Origin of the sequence: Myceligenerans crystallogenes (assembly GCF_039529775.1) — a bacterium.
Lineage (GTDB): Bacteria > Actinomycetota > Actinomycetes > Actinomycetales > Cellulomonadaceae > Myceligenerans > Myceligenerans crystallogenes.
Map to the genome: position 1 here is coordinate 255,509 of NZ_BAAANL010000004.1, position 15,395 is coordinate 270,903.

A 15,395-nucleotide genomic window follows, 5' to 3' on the forward strand; every position below is an offset into this window, starting at 1 on the left:
CGGCCTGCGAAAGAGGGATGGCGCGCTGATGTACTCCGCACTCTGGAACTTCCTGCCCGGTCCCACCTGGGCGCGCGTGCTGCTGTGCATCGGCCTGGGGATCATCGTGCTGGCGGTCTGCTTCGAGTACTTCTTCCCGTGGCTGAGCGAGTACATGCCGTTCAACGACACGACGGTCGAGTAATCACGGCGGTCGACCAACGGGGCCGACGCCGTAGGCTGTGCCGCATGACGCGGATCCTCGTCGTGGACAACTACGACTCGTTCGTCTACACGATCGTCGGTTACCTGAACCAGCTCGGCGCCGAGACCGTCGTCGTCCGTAACGACGCCGTGCCCGAGCCGGACGGCGACGGCCGGTTCGCCGACGACGCCGGGCCGTTCGACGGCGTGCTCGTCTCCCCCGGCCCCGGCACGCCGTCGCAGGCCGGCGCCTCCGAGTCCGTCATCCGCGCGTGCGCGCGCTCCCGCACGCCGATGCTCGGCGTGTGCCTCGGTCACCAGGCCCTCGCCGAGGTCTACGGCGCGACGGTCACGCACGCGCCGGAACTCATGCACGGCAAGACGAGCGAGGTGTTCGTGTCCGACGCCGCCGCGCCGGGTGCCGGCGCCGGGGCCGACGACGACGGGTCCGTGGTGTCCGACGACGCGGCGGCGCGATTCGACGTCGAGGGCTCGGTGCTGGCCGGGCTGCCCTCACCGTTCACGGCCACGCGGTACCACTCGCTGGCGGCGACGCCGGAGAGCGTGCCGGGCGAGCTGGTGGTGACGTGCGCGACGGAGTCGGGTGTGGTGATGGGGCTGCAGCACCGGGACCTGCCGCTGCACGGGGTGCAGTTCCACCCGGAGTCCGTGCTCACCGAGGGCGGGCACCGGCTGCTGGCGAACTGGCTGGAGATGTGCGGGCTGGAGGGCGCCGTGGAGCGATCGACGGGGATGGCTCCGCTCGTGGCCGGATGAGGAACGCCGGGGCAGCCGGGTCGCGAGGCGACGGCTACCCCGGCGGTTCTGGCTGCCGGTGCCCGGAGATCAGTCGTTGTTCCCGGGCGGGAAGAGGCCGCCACCCTCCGACGGGGTCGCGCTCGGGCTGGCGGACGGGAGCGCCTCGTCGTCGACGACCTGGAGGATGACGTCGCTGCCCGGCTCGATCGCGAGACCCGGTGCCGGGTTGGTGTTGTAGACCTGACCGGGCTCAGCCTGGTCGCTGACGCCGTACTCGACCTCGCAGTGGAAGCTCTGCCGGCAGATCTCGAGTGCCTCGTCCTCCGGCATGCCGATGATCTCGGCGGGGAGCGAGACCTCCTCAGGCTCCTTGGCCACGAAGACCTTCACCGTGCTGCCCACGGCGACGTCACCGCCTCCGACCGGGTCGGTCCGGATGACCTGGCCCGCGGGAAAGTCGGTGGAGTCCTGCGGCACGGTCTCGGGGTAGAAGCCCAGTTCCTTCAGCTGATCCGTGGCCTGCTTCTCGCTGAAGCCCGTCAGGTCGGGAAGCGTGATCATCCCCGACGAGTAGAAGACGTTGACGGACGAGCCCTCTTTCACGGTCGTGCCCGGAGCCGGCTGCGACTCGATGGACTCGTCCTTGGGCTTGGAACTCGACTTGGCGGTCCAGTCGCCCAGCTTCAGACCCACTGCTTCCAGATTCTGCTTCACCTGGGCCTGGGTCATCCCCAGGATGTTGGGGACGCCCACCTCGCCAGGCGCACCCGAGACGAAGATCTTGACCGTCGACCCCGCTTCGACGTCGGTCCCGGCCTCCGGCTCCGTCTTGCCGGTCACCTGGCCCTTCTCCTGTTCGGAGTCCTCCTGGACGGTCTTCTGGCACTCGAGTCCTGCGGCCCTGACGACCCCGCACGCCTCGTCGTACGACGTCCCCGCCGTGACTGCCGGCACGCCAACGGTCTCCGCCGCGGGAGGCTGCTGGTTCATCATGATCCCGATGAGGATCGCCACCAGCGCCGCGATCGCGACGGCCACCAGCGTCCAGATCAGCGTCTTCTTGTTGTCCGTCTCCCGGCGGTCCCCCCGGCTCCCGGGCGGCCCCACCGGCATCGTGCCGGTCGGATATCCCTGCCCGGGGGTGTTCACGGGCGGCTGGGTCGACGTCGGTGGCCCGCCCCACTGCTGCCCGGCCCCGTACCCGGCGGGCATCGGCGCGGTCCCGTACCCGGCGGGTGACATGACCTGCGTCTGCCCGCCGGCCGCCATCGCGCCCACCATCGGCGCGGTGACCTGCCCGCCGCGCAGCGCGGCCTCGAGGTCCGCCCGGAACTCCGCCGCCGACGAGTACCGCTGCTCGCGGTCCTTGGTCAGCGCCTTGAGCGTGATCCGGTCGAGCACGTCGGGCACGTCCACCGCGATCTCGCTCGGCCGCTGCGGCTGCTGCCCCACGTGCTGGTACGCCACCGCCACGGGCGAGTCGCCCTGGAACGGCGGCCGCCCGGTGAGCAGCTCGAACAGCAGGCACCCGGTCGAGTACAGGTCGGAGCGCGAGTCGACGGTCTCGCCGCGGGCCTGCTCGGGCGAGAGGTACTGCGCCGTGCCGATCACCGCGTTGGTCGCGGTCATGGTCGCCGCGGAGTCCGCCATGGCCCGCGCGATGCCGAAGTCCATCACCTTGACGGCGCCGGTCGGCGTGATCATGACGTTCGCGGGCTTGATGTCCCGGTGCACGATCCCGGCCCGGTGCGAGTACTCCAGGGCGGACAGCACCCCGGTGGTGATCTCGATGGCCTCTTCGATGGGCACCGCGGCGCCGTCGGTCAGGATGTCGCGGACGGTGTGCCCCTCGACGTACTCCATGACGATGAAGGGGACGGTGATCTCCCGGTCGCGGTTGTCCTTGGCGCGGTCCTCCCCCGTGTCGTACACGGCGACGATGGCGGGGTGGTTCAGCGCGGCGGCGGACTGCGCCTCACGGCGGAAACGAGCGAGGAAGGACGGGTCCTCCGCGAGGTCGGACCGCAGCACCTTGATGGCGACCGTCCTGCCGAGCCGGGTGTCGTGGCCGACATGCACTTCGGCCATGCCGCCACGGCCGACGAGCTCGCCGACCTCATAGCGGCCGGCGAGCACCCGGGGCGTGTTGTCAACCAACTTGTACGTCCTTCGAAGATTCGGCCGTCCGCGTCGCGGCCGGCGGCTCGTCAAGGAGCATCATCCCAGAATCCACGGCGATGGCCGTGGTGCCAGGATTCAGCATTGCGTCCGTCGTTCGGTAGGAAATCTCACCCATCGACTCCGCATCGTTATCCCCGCCCCCGCCCATGGTCAGAACCAGGATGAGGACGACGACGGCCAGCAGGACGCCCAGGGCGACCAGTGGCCAGGGGATACGGATGCCGAGACGGTCCTCGAACTCGGCCGCCCAGTGCGCGACGCTCGTCGTGAACCCGCCCTTGCGGTTCGATCGTCCGGACTGCTCCTCACGCATCTCCCGCCGCGACCGATACGTCCGCGACGTTCCGTCCGCAGGCGACAGGGTACCCGGCAGGTAGCCGGTCTCCGGGCGGAACCCGCCGCTGATCGGATCATCCACGGCGCTCCCGTGCCGTCCGACGGCGTGTCCCTGCGAGTCCGTGCCCTGATGCCCTGTGCCCTGCCCCGTGGCGGCCTCCGCGGGCAGGTCCGACCCGGGAGCGCCGTGCCGGTGGGGCCGCGCCTGCGGCGTCGTCGTCTGGCTCCGGCCACCCCAGGGGTTCTGGTCCGACGGCGCCGCGGCGGGTGCGGACGACGCCGTCGTCCCGAACGGGTGGGTCGGGCGACCGGCCTGCGCCGGCGGCACCGACTGCGGCACGACCTGGGGCTCCGCGTGAAACATGGCCTCGCCCTGCGCGGCGCGGCGGACTTCGCTGCGCGTCCGCGCGGCGGGCCGTGCGCCACCACGTGTGTGGCCGCGCCGGTTGCCGCCCGCGTGCCGCGACGGCCCGGCGTCGGGCTGCTCGCCGGAGCGCGGGCCGGGGATGACGCGGCGGGTGCCGAACGGGTCCGCCGTGACCTCCGCGGCCAGCGCGTCCATCTCGCGCGCCAGCGACTCGGCCGACGAGAACCGGTGCGCCGGATCCTTCTCCAGCATCTGCATGATCAGCTCGGCGACGCCCGGATGGGCCGACGACGGCAGCGGCGGCACCGGCGCGTTGACGTGCGCGATCGCGATGTCGACCGGGCTCTTGCCCGTGAACGGGCGCCGCCCCGCGGTCGCCTCGTAGGCGACGACGCCGAGCGCGTAGATGTCCGACGCCGCGGTCGCCGACTGGCCGACCGCCTGCTCGGGGGAGAGGTACTGCGCGGTGCCCATGACCATGCCGGTGGCGGTCATCGGGACCTGGTTCTGCGCCACGGAGACGCCGAAGTCGGTGATCTTCACGGTGCCGGAGTGCTCCAGCAGGATGTTGCCGGGCTTGACGTCGCGGTGCACGACGCCGGCCGAGTGCGCCGCGTGCAGGCCGCGCGCCGTCTGCGCGAGCAGCGGCAGCAGGCGGCCGGCGGGCAGCACCGGCTCACGTTCCAGCAGGTCGGCAAGGGGTTCGCCGAGCACGAGCTCCATGACCAGGTAGCCCGCGCCGTCCTCCTCGCCGTAGTCGTACATCTGGGCGATGTTGGGGTGGAGCAGCGTCGAGGAGTTGCGCGCCTCCGTGCGCAGGCGCCGCAGGAAGTCCTCGTTGCCGGTGTACTCCTCGCGCAGCACCTTGATGGCGACCTCGCGGTTGAGCTTCTCGTCGAAGGCGACCCAGACCTCGCCCATACCGCCGATGGCCAGGCGGCGCACCAAGCGGTAGCGCCCCCCGACCAGCACCCCCTCGACGGGTCTCATCGATCGCTCCCGGACTGCAGCGCGGCCTCGAGGACCGCCTTCGCGACCGGGGCCGCCAGCGCGCTCGAGGCGGTCTCCTCGGTCGAGGCGCCGGCGTTCTCGAGGACGACGGCGACCGCGACCTGCGGGTCCTCCGCCGGGGCGAACCCGGTGAACCAGAGCGTCGGCTGCCGCGGCGGGTCCTCCGCCGTACCAGTCTTGCCGGCGACCGTGACGCCCGGGATCTGGGCGTTCACGCCGGAACCGCCCTCCCCGTTGACGACCTCGGTCATCATCGCGCGGAGGTCCTCGGCGGTGGACGACGAGATCGGGTTGCCGAGCACGTCCGGCTGCGTCTTCTCGACGGTGTTGAGCGAGCTGTCGCGGATCTCGTCGACCAGGTACGGCTGCATCTCCGTGCCGCCGTTCGCCACGGTCGCGGTCATCATGGCGACCTGGAGCGGGGAGAGCTTGAGGACACCGCCCTGACCCATGCCGGTCAGCTCGATGGGAGCGGTGGTGGTGCCCTCGTTGTTGTCGACCCCGGGGTAGGTACCGGCGGTCGTGTCGAGCGGGACCTCCAGGGCCTCGTCGAAGTGGAAGTCCTCGAACATGTCGCCCATCGCCTCGGCGCCCACCTTGCCGCCCAGCCACAGGTAGGCGGAGTTGCAGGAGACCTTCAGCGCCTCGGTGAGGGTGATCTCGCTCTGGCCCGCCACGCACTCGTAGCCGCCGAAGTTGTTGACCTTCGTCTGCGTGCCGGTCAGCGTGTAGCCGTTCGGCGCCGGGACCTTGGTGTCGGCACGGAACTTGCCGCTCTCGATCGCGGCGGCCGAGGTGAACACCTTGAACGTCGACCCCGGCGGGTAGAGCGCGTTGATGGTGCGGTTGTGCAGGACGGAGTAGCTGCTGCGCCGCTCTTCGCCGGCGAGGCTGCCGACGACCGGAGTGGTGGCCGCAGCGATGTTGATGGCGGCGCTCGCCTCTTGGCCGTCATGCACGGCCATCGTGTTCGGGTCGTACGACGGTTTGGAGACCATCGCCAGGATGGCGCCCGTCTTGGGATCGAGCGCGACGGCGGCACCGGTGTAGTCGCCGAGCGCGTCCCAGGCAGCCTGCTGGACGGCGGGATCGATCGTGGTGACGACCGAGGAGCCCTCGGCGGTCTGCCCGGTGATGAGGTTCTGCAGCTGGTCGAGCCAGAGGGAGTCCGCGCGCCCCGACAGGTAGTCGTTGTTGGCGTTCTCGAGCCCCGAGACGCTGCCCGTCACGGCGAAGTAGCCGGTGATCGGCGCGTACATCGACGCGACCTCGCCCTTGCCGCCCGCGTAGATGCGCTGGCGCCCGTAGTCGTCGTCGACCTCCTTGGAGATCACGATGTTCTCGTCGCCGACGACGATCGGGCCGCGGGCGGCGCCCAGGTCGCGGTAGATCTTGCGGGCGTTCCGGCTGTCCTCGTTGAGCTCACCCGCCCGGACGTACTGGATGTAGGTGGTCGAGACCATGAGGACGAGGAACATCGCCATGACGACGGCCGACAGGCGGCGCAGGGTGGTGTTCACGCCTGGTCACCTCCTTGGTCCCGGATCGGTGCGTGCATCTGGGTCTTCTCGTCGCTGGGCGCGGGCATGTTCTGCCGTGCGGCCTCTCGGTTCGCGGGACTTGCTCCCGGCCCGACCGGGATCGCGCCCTCGACGCCGGGGTGTTGGGTGCTGGCCGGCACGTCGGCCACCTGGCCGCGTGTCGGCAGGGCCGACGGTCGTCGCGCGGCGTCGGAGATACGCAGCAGAAGCGCTACGACGACCCAGTTCGCCACCATCGACGACCCACCCTGGGCCATGAACGGCAGCGTCAGGCCGGTCAGCGGGATGACCTGGGTGATACCGCCGACGACGACGAACACCTGGAGCGCCATGACGAACGCCAGACCGCCGGCGAGCAGCTTGCCGAACCCGTCCCGGACGCCGACGGCGGTGCGCATGCCACGCTGCACGATCACGAGGTAGACCAGGAGGATGCCGAGCAGGCCGGTCAGCCCGAGTTCCTCACCGAACGTCGCGTAGATCATGTCGGAGAAGGCGAACGGGATCCTCGTCGAGAAGCCCTCACCCCAGCCGGCGCCGAACAAGCCGCCGTACGCCATCCCGAACATGCCCTGCACGATCTGGAAGGAGCCGCCCGGATCCCGTTCGTAGAGTTCCTGGTCGAGCGGGTTGAGCCAGATATCCACGCGCGCCTGCACGTGTCCGAAGATCGTCCAGGCCACGAACGCACCGATGACGAACATCGACAGGCCGATGGCGACCCATCCGCCGCGCTCGGTGGCGAGGTAGAGCATCCCGACGAACAAGCCGAAGAACAGCAGCGACGTCCCGAGGTCCTTCTGGCCCACCAGCACCGTCAGCGAGACCGCCCAGACCACGAGGATCGGGCCGAGGTCACGCATACGGGGAAGCTGCAGGCCGAGGACCTTCTTTCCGGCGAGAGCGAGGGTGTCCCGGTTCGCCACCAGGTACCCGGCGAAGAACACGGCGAACAGCAGCTTCGCGAACTCGGCGGGCTGGAGGGAGAATCCCGCGACGCTGATCCAGATCCGCGCCCCGTTGAGTTCCTTGCCGAGCCCGGGGATCAGGGGCAGGATGACCAGGACCAGCGCCGCGAGCATCGCGGTGTACGTGAACTTGCGCAGCAACCGGTGGTCGCGCAGGAGCACGAGGATGACGCACATCACCACGATGCCCACGACGTTCCACATGAGGTGGCGGGGAGCGTCCGTCAGCCGCATACCCTCGAGCTGGAGCCGCGTGATCATCGCCAGGCTCATGACGCTCAACAGCACGACCGCCGGCAGGATCACCTGGTCCGCGTAGGGTGCGCGGATCCGCAGCACGATGTGTGCCACCAGGGACAGCCCGGTCAGCACCAAGGTGTTCATCCAGAAGCTGTCCGGCAGCTTCCCCTCGATGGTGTAGCCCACCATCGCGAGCCCGCCCAGCCCCAGCACCAGCGCGACGACCAGCAGCACGGCCTCCGCCGCGCGCCCGGGAGCGTTCTCCTCCGGCTGCAGGGCGCCCTGCATGCCCTGGGGGATCCTCTCGGAGAGCAGGCTCATCAGTTGTTCCCCCCGTCGCCGTCGGTCGAACGGTCACTGTCGCGGGACGACGAATCCTTGCTGTCCGCGTTCGAGTCGGTGTTCCTCGAGCCGGAGTCCGAGTCCCTCGACGGCTCGTCCGAGGGCCTCGTCTCCTCCTCCGACGGCGTCGGCGAAGGAATCGGCTCGGCCTCCTCGGCCCGCTCCTCCTCCGCCTGGTCGATCAGCTTCTGCGCGCGCTCGAGCGCGTCCTCGCGCGACGACGCGCGGATCGTTCCCTCGATCCGGTCGCCGATGTACGCGGGCAGCTCGGCGATGTCGGTCCCGGTCAGCACGACCGGCGTCGACAGCGAGAACGGCCCGGCCGTCGCGGGGATCCCGCGGAACACCGCGACCTGACCGTCGGCCTCGCCCACGTAGTACTGCGTCTGCGTCCAGCGGTAGCCGGCCCAGCCGGCCACCCCGATGCCGCCGATCAGCAGCACCGCACCGAGGGCGGTGAGCCACGGCCTGCGCTTGCGGGGCCCCGCCACCTCGGCGTCGGCCTCGTCCCCGCCCTCGGGCATGACGTCCGGCCGGTACTCGGCGCCCTCGGAGCCGCTCACGGCGTGCTCCAGCACCTCGGCCAGGCGCGGGTCGTCGTCGGGCAGCACCGCCGTGCCGACGGCGGCGCCCGTGGCGGCCACCGCGCCGTCGGCCCCGCCGGGGACGGGTCCGTTCGGGTGGATGATCGTGCCCGGGCCGATCGCGGCGGTCACGCCGCGCAGGGCGGCCGCGCCGACGATCTCCGGGTCCGGCGGCGGGAAGGCCTCCGCGTCGTCGTCGACGACGTCGGCCACCACCACCGAGATGTTGTCCGTGGAACCCTCGCGCATGGCCATCGAGACCAGCCGCTCGGCGGCACCGGCGGGGTCGGCGACCTGGCGGAGCGTCTCGGCGAGATCCTCCGGCGAGACGAAGCCCGACAGGCCGTCGGAGCAGAGCATCCAGCGGTCGCCCGGGATCGCCTCGCGGACCGACAGGTCCGGCGTGAGGTCCAGGTCGAAGTCGCCGAGCACCCGCATGACGACGTTGCGCTGCGGGTGGGTCTCGGCCTCGTCGGGCGAGATGCGGCCGGTGTCGACCAGGTGCTGGACGAACGTGTGATCGACCGTGACCTGGGACAGCAGGCCGTCCCGCAGCAGATAGGCACGGGAGTCGCCGAGGTGTGCCATGGCGAGCGTGTTGCCGCTGCGCAGCAGCGCGGTGACCGTGGTGCCCATCCCGGCCAGGTCCGGATCGGCCGCCGTGGCGGAGATCAGGTCCTGACGTGCGCGATCGACCGACTGCTCGAGATCGGTGAGCAGCCGGTCGGTGCTGTGCCCGGGTTGGTCCAGGGGCGTCAGGGCGGCGATCGTCAGGGACGACGCCACGTCGCCCCCCGCGTGGCCGCCCATGCCGTCGGCGACCACCAGGAGGTACGGCCCCGCGTACGCGGAGTCCTGATTGTTGGAGCGGACCAGGCCGACGTCGGAACGCGCGGCATACCGCAGATTCACGGTCACGTGATGGTCATCCCTGGAGCTCGACGACGGACTGGCCGATCTGTACGCCTACCCCCGCTGGCAGCGGGACGGTCCCCTGGATGCGCTGATCGTTCATGTAGGTCCCGTTGGTGGAACCGAGGTCCTCGACGTACCACTGGTTCCCCTGCGGGTAGATGCGGGCGTGCCGCGACGACGAGTAGTCGTCGTCGAGCACGAGAGTGCAGCTCGGGGCCCGGCCGATGAGGATGCCGGACTGCGTGAGCGGGATCGTCGTGCCGGTCAGCGGGCCGGCGACGACGACAAGGCGGGACGGCGCGCCGCTGCGCGGAACGCCGCCCACAGGAGTAGGAGCCGGCCCGCCGGGGGGCGGACCGCCCGCCGCGACGGGTTCCGGCTGACGACGACGCTTGCGGCCACCGGTACGGGGGCCCGCGAGGTCACGCCTCAGGACTGCCACGGCCGAGAGCACGAACACCCACAACAGCACCAGATAACCCAGCCGCAGCAGGGTGAACGTCAACTCGCTCATGAGGGGTCGATCACCAGTCCTCGTTCTCGGCGCCGGAACTCCCCGACCAGAACATGATCCGGGTGCGTCCGATCGTCATGGTGTTGCCGTCGAGCAGCGTGGCCGCCGGCACCTGATGGCCCTCGACGTACAGTCCGTTCGTGGAGCCCATGTCGGAGGCGATGACGCCGTCCGGTGTGACACGGATCTCCAGATGGCGGCGGGAGACGCCCGGGTCGTCCACGACGATGTCGGCCTCGGCGTCGCGCCCGATGACCGTCACCGGGCCGGTCAGCAGATAGCGCTGCCCGTCGATGTCGATCAGCGGGTGCCGAGCGCTGGGCGAACCCGAGGTCGCGGGCGCCACGTTCCCCTGCACGCTGCGGGAACGCACGTTGAACCGGCCCGGCACGAGCTCGAACACCTCGTCGAACGTCACGCTGACGGGCCCGACGAACGCGTAGTGCTGTGTCGCCGCGTAGGCGGTCACGTTCGACGCCAGCTCGTCGGCCAGGGTCTGTGCACCCCAGGCCTCGATCTGGGCGAAGTCGTCCGGGGACAACTCGATCGTGAACTCGTTCGGCGCGACGGTGCGGTCCCTGCCGACGACCGCGGCACGGTCGTCAAGCTCCCGCCTGAGCCGGCTCGCCAGCTCAACGGGTTTCACCTCACCGCGTCCTACCTTGGCGAACGCGTTGTTCATCATGCGCTCCACGCTCTTCTCGAAGCGATCCAGGGCGCCCATGCCACCTCCTTCCCGGCCTGCGCCTGGGCAGACTACATAGATCGTATAGACCGGCAGGTCAACGCGGACCGCAATCCGTGTGGAAGTCCTGCGGATCTTCTCGATCCTGTGCTGTGAGCCTCGGCACTGCCAGTCGGGATGAGGACGGGCGAACCCGCACGCTACCGGAGGTCGCGGTGCGACGGAACCGGGTGCGTCACGAATCCGGTTCGGATCCGACCCCACCTGCGTGCTACTGTCTTCCAGCAGCGCGCGAGTGGCGGAATTGGTAGACGCGCACGGTTCAGGTCCGTGTGCCCGAAAGGGCGTGGGGGTTCGACTCCCCCCTCGCGCACGTGATGCGATTGGGCGGGGTGTGTTTGGGCTGAGGCCCAAACCGCCCCGCCTCTCTTGTTTTTCTGCGGGGGCGCAGCCCCCGCACCCCGCCCGGGAGGGACTTCGTCCCCCCGGACCCCCCTTGGGTCTCCCCGGACCCCCTTTGGCTTCCCCAAACCCCCTTTGGTTCCCCCCGGACCCCCCTCTTACCTGGCGGGATGGGCCCCTCGGGTGCCTGGCCGGCCGTGCGTTAGGTCGCATCGCTGGTTTGCGTCACAATCTGCTGCATGCTTGACGTCTCGATCGCCCCAGCTCCGGCGCGTGGTGCGCCGTTCGAGGAGCACGTCGAATGGGCCCGTAACGCGCCCGCGACCCCTGTGACACCTGCCACCATGCCGGTCTCCTTCGCCGATACGCCGGCGGGGGACGACATCGTCGTCGACCCGCAGCCCTGGGACTACGAGGCCCTGGCGCGCGAGGCGGTGTCCGCGTCGCGGCACGGCGTGCTCGACATCGGGACGGGGGACGGCTCCGCGTTCGTCGCGCTGGGGCCGCTGCCGGAGCGGTCCGCGGCCACCGGCAACGGGCCCGCGTTCCTCGCCGCGCGACGCCGGCTGGAGCCGCTCGGGGTGAACGTCCAGAAGGTCGAGGAGGTCTGGGCCGACGAGCTGATGCTGCCGTTCTTCGACGGCCAGTTCGGCACCGTGATCAGCCGCTGCGGCCTGGTCAGCGCGACCGAGGTGGCGCGCGTGCTGGAACCCGGCGGCGTCTTCGTCACGGAGCAGTTCGACACGCGCGACGGGTTCGCGATCAACGACGCCCTCGGCGTCCCGCTCGGCTGGGACCCGGACGGCATGACCGTCGACGTCCTCGCCGACGGGCTCAAGGCCGAGGGCCTCGAGGTCACGCGCTCGGAGCACCACGCGGGCGTGCGGCGCTTCACGAGCCTCGGCGCGCTGCTCTGGTACCTGAAGCTCGCCCCCTGGCAGGTCCCCGACCTGGCGCAGCTCGCGCCGGGCGCCGTCGCCGCCCACGAGGCGGGCCTGCGCGGCCTGCACATGCAGTTCGCCGCCGGCACCGAGCTGGTCGACGAGGCCCCCCGCATCCTGGTCACGGCCCAGAAGCCCGTCTGACCTGCCGGAGTCGTGCCCGCGATCCGTCGCGCCCGGGACCGGCCCGGCGCGACACCTCGCGGCCACGTTCTCACGGTCCGTTCACAGCGGGGCGGGGATCCGCGGGGGCGACGGCCGCCACCGCCCTGCGCACGGCCGTCACGATCGCCGCGGGGCCCTCGCCGGTGACCGTCTCGACGTGCTGGGGCAGCGTCAGGGCGGCGGGCGCGGCGGTGACGATCCGGCCGTCGTGGGCGATCGTCGGGGCGTGGGCCTCGAGGTCCGCCCAGCTCGGGCAGCGCCGCATGCCCGCGACGTATCCCGGCGGGATGCCCGCGACGTCCAGGAAGAGCTCCACCGCCGAACCTCGATCGCCCTCCGCGACGCACGACTCGACCGCGGCCACCAGGTGGCGCCACGCGTAGGGATCCGCGGCGGCGACGTCGTACCGCGGCCGGTGCACGACGACGGCGGTCACGCGTTCGCCCAGGTCCGCGGCTGCCCGCAGCGCGAGGAACGACCCGGTGGACAGCCCCAGCAGCGCCGCCGGGCGCTCCGCGACGTCGAGCACCGCGGACAGGTCCTCGATCTCCCGTTCGACCGCGTACGGCGGCCTGAACCCGCTCTCGCCCCGGCCGCGCCGGTCGTACCGCACGCAGCTGATCGGACCGCGGAAGTGCCCGCCGTCGTCGTCCGCCACGGGCAGCGCGAGAACGCGCGCGATGGCGCGCGTCGCGGCCGGCCGGTGCGCGAGCACGCCGTCGACCACCACGACCGACGGGCCGCCGCCGGGACCGGTCCTGTCGACGGCGATGGCGGTCCCGTCCGCGGAGGTGACGGTCAGGTCGACGGTCGGGGCCACGGTGTTCGGCGAGGTCATACAAGGTACGACGACGCCGCGGGCCGGAACTGATCGCTCGCGTCCGGAGCCCCGCGCGACCGGTGCGGAAAAAACCTTGGCGCCCCCGCCGGCGCGGCGTAGGTTCCTGCTTACACAAGAAGGGAGGTGATCCGAGATCGTGAAGACACTCGGGACCAGTGAGGTGGTCGCGCGCTGAAGTCGCGTGACGCATGACGTCTACGCGCCGGCCTGGCCGGCGCACGGGACTGGTGGCGAAACCCACGCGACCACCGGGGCCCGCGGGTACCGCGCCCTCGTCCAGCGCGGTACGGAGGTGCACCTCCGAGCCCGCGGGCCTTTTCCATGCTTGCGCACCTATTGCCCGCCGCCGGCAGGGGTTTTCCCTGGTCCGCTCGCGTGAACCCGCCACGTGCGGCTTATTCTCGAAGCTATGGCAGGCGGAGCGGTGGTCCTCGCGGGTGCCGGCGGCGCGGTCGGCGCGCAGCTGGCCTTCCGGCTCGCCGCGGAGGGGACCGAACAGCGGATGATCGTGCCCGGCAGGGGGCAGGAACCCTCGCTGCCGGACGGCAGCCCGTTGCCGGACTCCGAGACCATCGTGCTCGGTCACACCCCGGGCAGGCCGGAACTCGCCACGGCGCTGGAAGGCGCCGAGACCCTGGTCATCGCGGGCGCGGCGCACCGCGACCCGGACCCGTTCGCCCTGATCCGTGCCGCGGCCGAGCTCGGCGTGGGCAGGATCCTGCACCTCTCCCACATCGGCGCCTCCGAGCAGGCCGTCGCGATGGCCGCCCGGCGGCAGTGGCTCGTCGAGCAGGAGGTCCGCGCCTCCGGCGCGACCTGGACGATCCTGCAGTGCTCGATCCTCTTCGGCGCCCTCGTGCGCTCGGTGCACGACGACGTGCTGCGGGCTCCGGCGGGCCACGGCCGGGCGGCGGCCGTGTCCAACGCCGACGTCGCCGACGCGGTGACCGCCGTCCTGCTCGACGAACGCGTCCACGTCCACGATCGCGTCACCTACCGGATCACCGGGCCCACGGCGCTGTCCGGGCCCGAGATCGCCGCGGCGCTGTCCGTCACGATCGGGCGCGTGGTGCGCTACGAGCCGGTCGCCGCCCGCGACCTGTACTCGACCCCGATCCCGTGGGTGCGCGACCTCGACGCCTGGATCTCGTGCTGCGCCGCCGTCGATGCCGGGGTGTACGAGCAGGTCAGCGACGCGGTCCCGGCCCTGGCGGGCCGTCCGGCGCGGGCGTTCTGGCGCTGGCTCGACGACTATCCGGTCGAATGGCTCCACCTCGGCGACTCGCGGGACAGCGGCACCGCGATGTAGGTCCGATGCCGGACGAGGTGACGCGGTTACATTCGGCAGATGTGGACGCCGGACGTGCTCGCGGGTTTCGAGCAGCTCACGCTCGACCTCAGGGCCGACGACGAGGGCGACGTCGTCGCCACCCTGGTGCGCCGGATCGACCCCGGACCGGTCGACGCCGGCGTCGATCTGCTGTACGTGCACGGCTGGAACGACTACTTCTTCCAGGCGCACCTCGCCGGCTTCTGGGAGGAGCTCGGCGTGAGGTTCCATGCCCTCGAACTGCGCAAGTACGGCCGGTCCATCCGGGAGTGGCAGACGCCGAACTACGTCGCCGACCTCGGCACCTACGACGAGGACATCGCGGCGGCGCTCGCGGAGATCGGGCACGACCCGGCCGCGCCGCGCGGGCAGCGGCGCCTGATGCTCATGGGGCACTCGACCGGCGGGCTGATCCTGAGCCTGTGGGCGTCCCGCCACCCGGACAGGGCCGCCGGGGTGGTGCTCAACGCGCCGTGGCTTGAGCTGCAGACGCGCGAGGCGGGGCGCCGCGTGCTGGAGCCGGGGGTGCGGGCGGCCGCCGCGATCAACCCGCGCGGCCCCGTCGTCTACTACGACCGCGGGCTGTACTCCCGGGCGATCTCCGCCGAGTTCGACGGCGAGTGGACCTACGACACCGTCTGGCGGTCCGACGCGGGCCGCCGCCCGACGCCGGCCTGGATGGCCGCGATCCTCAGGGGCCACGACCAGGTGGCGCACGGGCTGGCGATCACCGCGCCAGTCCTGGTGCTGCTGTCGGCCCGGTCCGTCCTGCCCACGCGCTGGACCGACGAGATGCTCCGGGCGGACACGGTGCTCGACGTGACCGGCGTGGCCCGCCGCGTGCCGAACCTCGGGCCGGTCACGACGCTGGTCCGGCTCGACGGCGCGCTGCACGACGTCACGCTCTCCGCCGCCCCGGTCCGCGAGGTGCTGTGGCGCGAGACCGCGCGGTGGTTCCGCGGGTACGTCGGCGGGGAGGTGGTGCGCAGGCCGGTGCCGTCCACCGCCGCCGACGACGCCGTCGCCGCCCGGGTCGGCACCGGCCCGTTCACCTGGTGGCGCCGCCTGCGCCGGCCGCCGGGGTAGCGGC

Annotated in this window: 13 protein-coding genes and 1 tRNA gene; 6 read left to right on the forward strand and 8 right to left on the reverse strand. The window is 71.5% G+C overall.

Features of this window, described 5'->3' with window-relative positions; all coding sequences use genetic code 11:
• Positions 1 to 28: 28 nt before the first annotated feature.
• Together ABD208_RS11400 and ABD208_RS11405 are read left to right on the forward strand one after the other, a co-directional pair.
• Positions 29 to 184, forward strand: coding sequence for a hypothetical protein (locus ABD208_RS11400; protein WP_344102752.1), 156 nt, complete (start codon positions 29 to 31; stop codon positions 182 to 184).
• Positions 185 to 228: 44 nt separating this feature from the next.
• Positions 229 to 960: an anthranilate synthase component II gene (locus ABD208_RS11405; RefSeq protein ID WP_344102755.1), complete on the forward strand. Its 732-nt coding sequence runs from the start codon at positions 229 to 231 to the stop codon at positions 958 to 960.
• A gap of 69 nt (positions 961 to 1,029) precedes the next feature.
• On the opposite strand, the gene pknB is transcribed toward ABD208_RS11405, so the two are convergent.
• The 7 genes from pknB to ABD208_RS11440 are packed head-to-tail and all read right to left on the reverse strand — an operon-like array spanning position 1,030 to position 10,665.
• Positions 1,030 to 3,099, reverse strand: a complete 2,070-nt coding sequence (pknB, locus tag ABD208_RS11410; protein WP_344102757.1) for a Stk1 family PASTA domain-containing Ser/Thr kinase — start codon at positions 3,097 to 3,099, stop codon at positions 1,030 to 1,032.
• Positions 3,092 to 4,816, reverse strand: a complete 1,725-nt coding sequence (locus tag ABD208_RS11415; protein ID WP_344102759.1) for a serine/threonine-protein kinase — start codon at positions 4,814 to 4,816, stop codon at positions 3,092 to 3,094. Before ABD208_RS11415 ends, pknB begins: the two co-directional genes overlap by 8 nt.
• Positions 4,813 to 6,357: a peptidoglycan D,D-transpeptidase FtsI family protein gene (locus tag ABD208_RS11420; RefSeq protein ID WP_344102761.1), complete on the reverse strand. Its 1,545-nt coding sequence runs from the start codon at positions 6,355 to 6,357 to the stop codon at positions 4,813 to 4,815. The genes ABD208_RS11415 and ABD208_RS11420 overlap by 4 nt, the downstream gene beginning before the upstream one ends.
• Positions 6,354 to 7,907, reverse strand: coding sequence for an FtsW/RodA/SpoVE family cell cycle protein (locus ABD208_RS11425; RefSeq protein WP_344102763.1), 1,554 nt, complete (start codon positions 7,905 to 7,907; stop codon positions 6,354 to 6,356). The genes ABD208_RS11420 and ABD208_RS11425 overlap by 4 nt, the downstream gene beginning before the upstream one ends.
• Positions 7,907 to 9,430, reverse strand: a complete 1,524-nt coding sequence (locus tag ABD208_RS11430; RefSeq protein WP_344102765.1) for a PP2C family protein-serine/threonine phosphatase — start codon at positions 9,428 to 9,430, stop codon at positions 7,907 to 7,909. Before ABD208_RS11430 ends, ABD208_RS11425 begins: the two co-directional genes overlap by 1 nt.
• 7 nt (positions 9,431 to 9,437) lie before the next feature.
• A complete protein-coding gene (locus tag ABD208_RS11435) occupies positions 9,438 to 9,941 on the reverse strand; it encodes an FHA domain-containing protein FhaB/FipA (RefSeq protein ID WP_344102767.1) in 504 nt (167 codons plus the stop codon).
• 10 nt (positions 9,942 to 9,951) lie between these two features.
• The gene (locus tag ABD208_RS11440) at positions 9,952 to 10,665 is read right to left on the reverse strand and encodes an FHA domain-containing protein (protein WP_344102769.1); all 714 of its coding nucleotides are present in this window, start codon (positions 10,663 to 10,665) and stop codon (positions 9,952 to 9,954) included.
• Positions 10,666 to 10,915: 250 nt separating this feature from the next.
• Between ABD208_RS11440 and ABD208_RS11445 the strand changes: the two genes are divergently transcribed.
• Positions 10,916 to 10,999 (forward strand) — tRNA-Leu (locus ABD208_RS11445).
• Positions 11,000 to 11,267: 268 nt separating this feature from the next.
• Positions 11,268 to 12,113: a class I SAM-dependent methyltransferase gene (locus ABD208_RS11450; RefSeq protein ID WP_344102772.1), complete on the forward strand. Its 846-nt coding sequence runs from the start codon at positions 11,268 to 11,270 to the stop codon at positions 12,111 to 12,113.
• 70 nt (positions 12,114 to 12,183) lie between these two features.
• Here ABD208_RS11450 and ABD208_RS11455 read toward each other — a convergent pair whose 3' ends face one another.
• Positions 12,184 to 12,972 carry an alpha/beta fold hydrolase gene (locus ABD208_RS11455; RefSeq protein ID WP_344102774.1) on the reverse strand — a complete coding sequence of 263 codons (789 nt, stop codon included), beginning with the start codon at positions 12,970 to 12,972 and terminating at the stop codon, positions 12,184 to 12,186.
• A gap of 412 nt (positions 12,973 to 13,384) precedes the next feature.
• On the opposite strand from ABD208_RS11455, the gene ABD208_RS11460 reads away from it, so the two are divergent.
• Complete coding sequence (locus ABD208_RS11460) at positions 13,385 to 14,284, forward strand: NAD(P)H-binding protein (protein WP_344102776.1); 900 nt, start codon at positions 13,385 to 13,387, stop codon at positions 14,282 to 14,284.
• A 39-nt stretch (positions 14,285 to 14,323) separates the two neighbouring features.
• The gene (locus tag ABD208_RS11465) at positions 14,324 to 15,391 is read left to right on the forward strand and encodes an alpha/beta hydrolase (RefSeq protein ID WP_344102778.1); all 1,068 of its coding nucleotides are present in this window, start codon (positions 14,324 to 14,326) and stop codon (positions 15,389 to 15,391) included.
• Positions 15,392 to 15,395 lie beyond the last annotated feature (4 nt).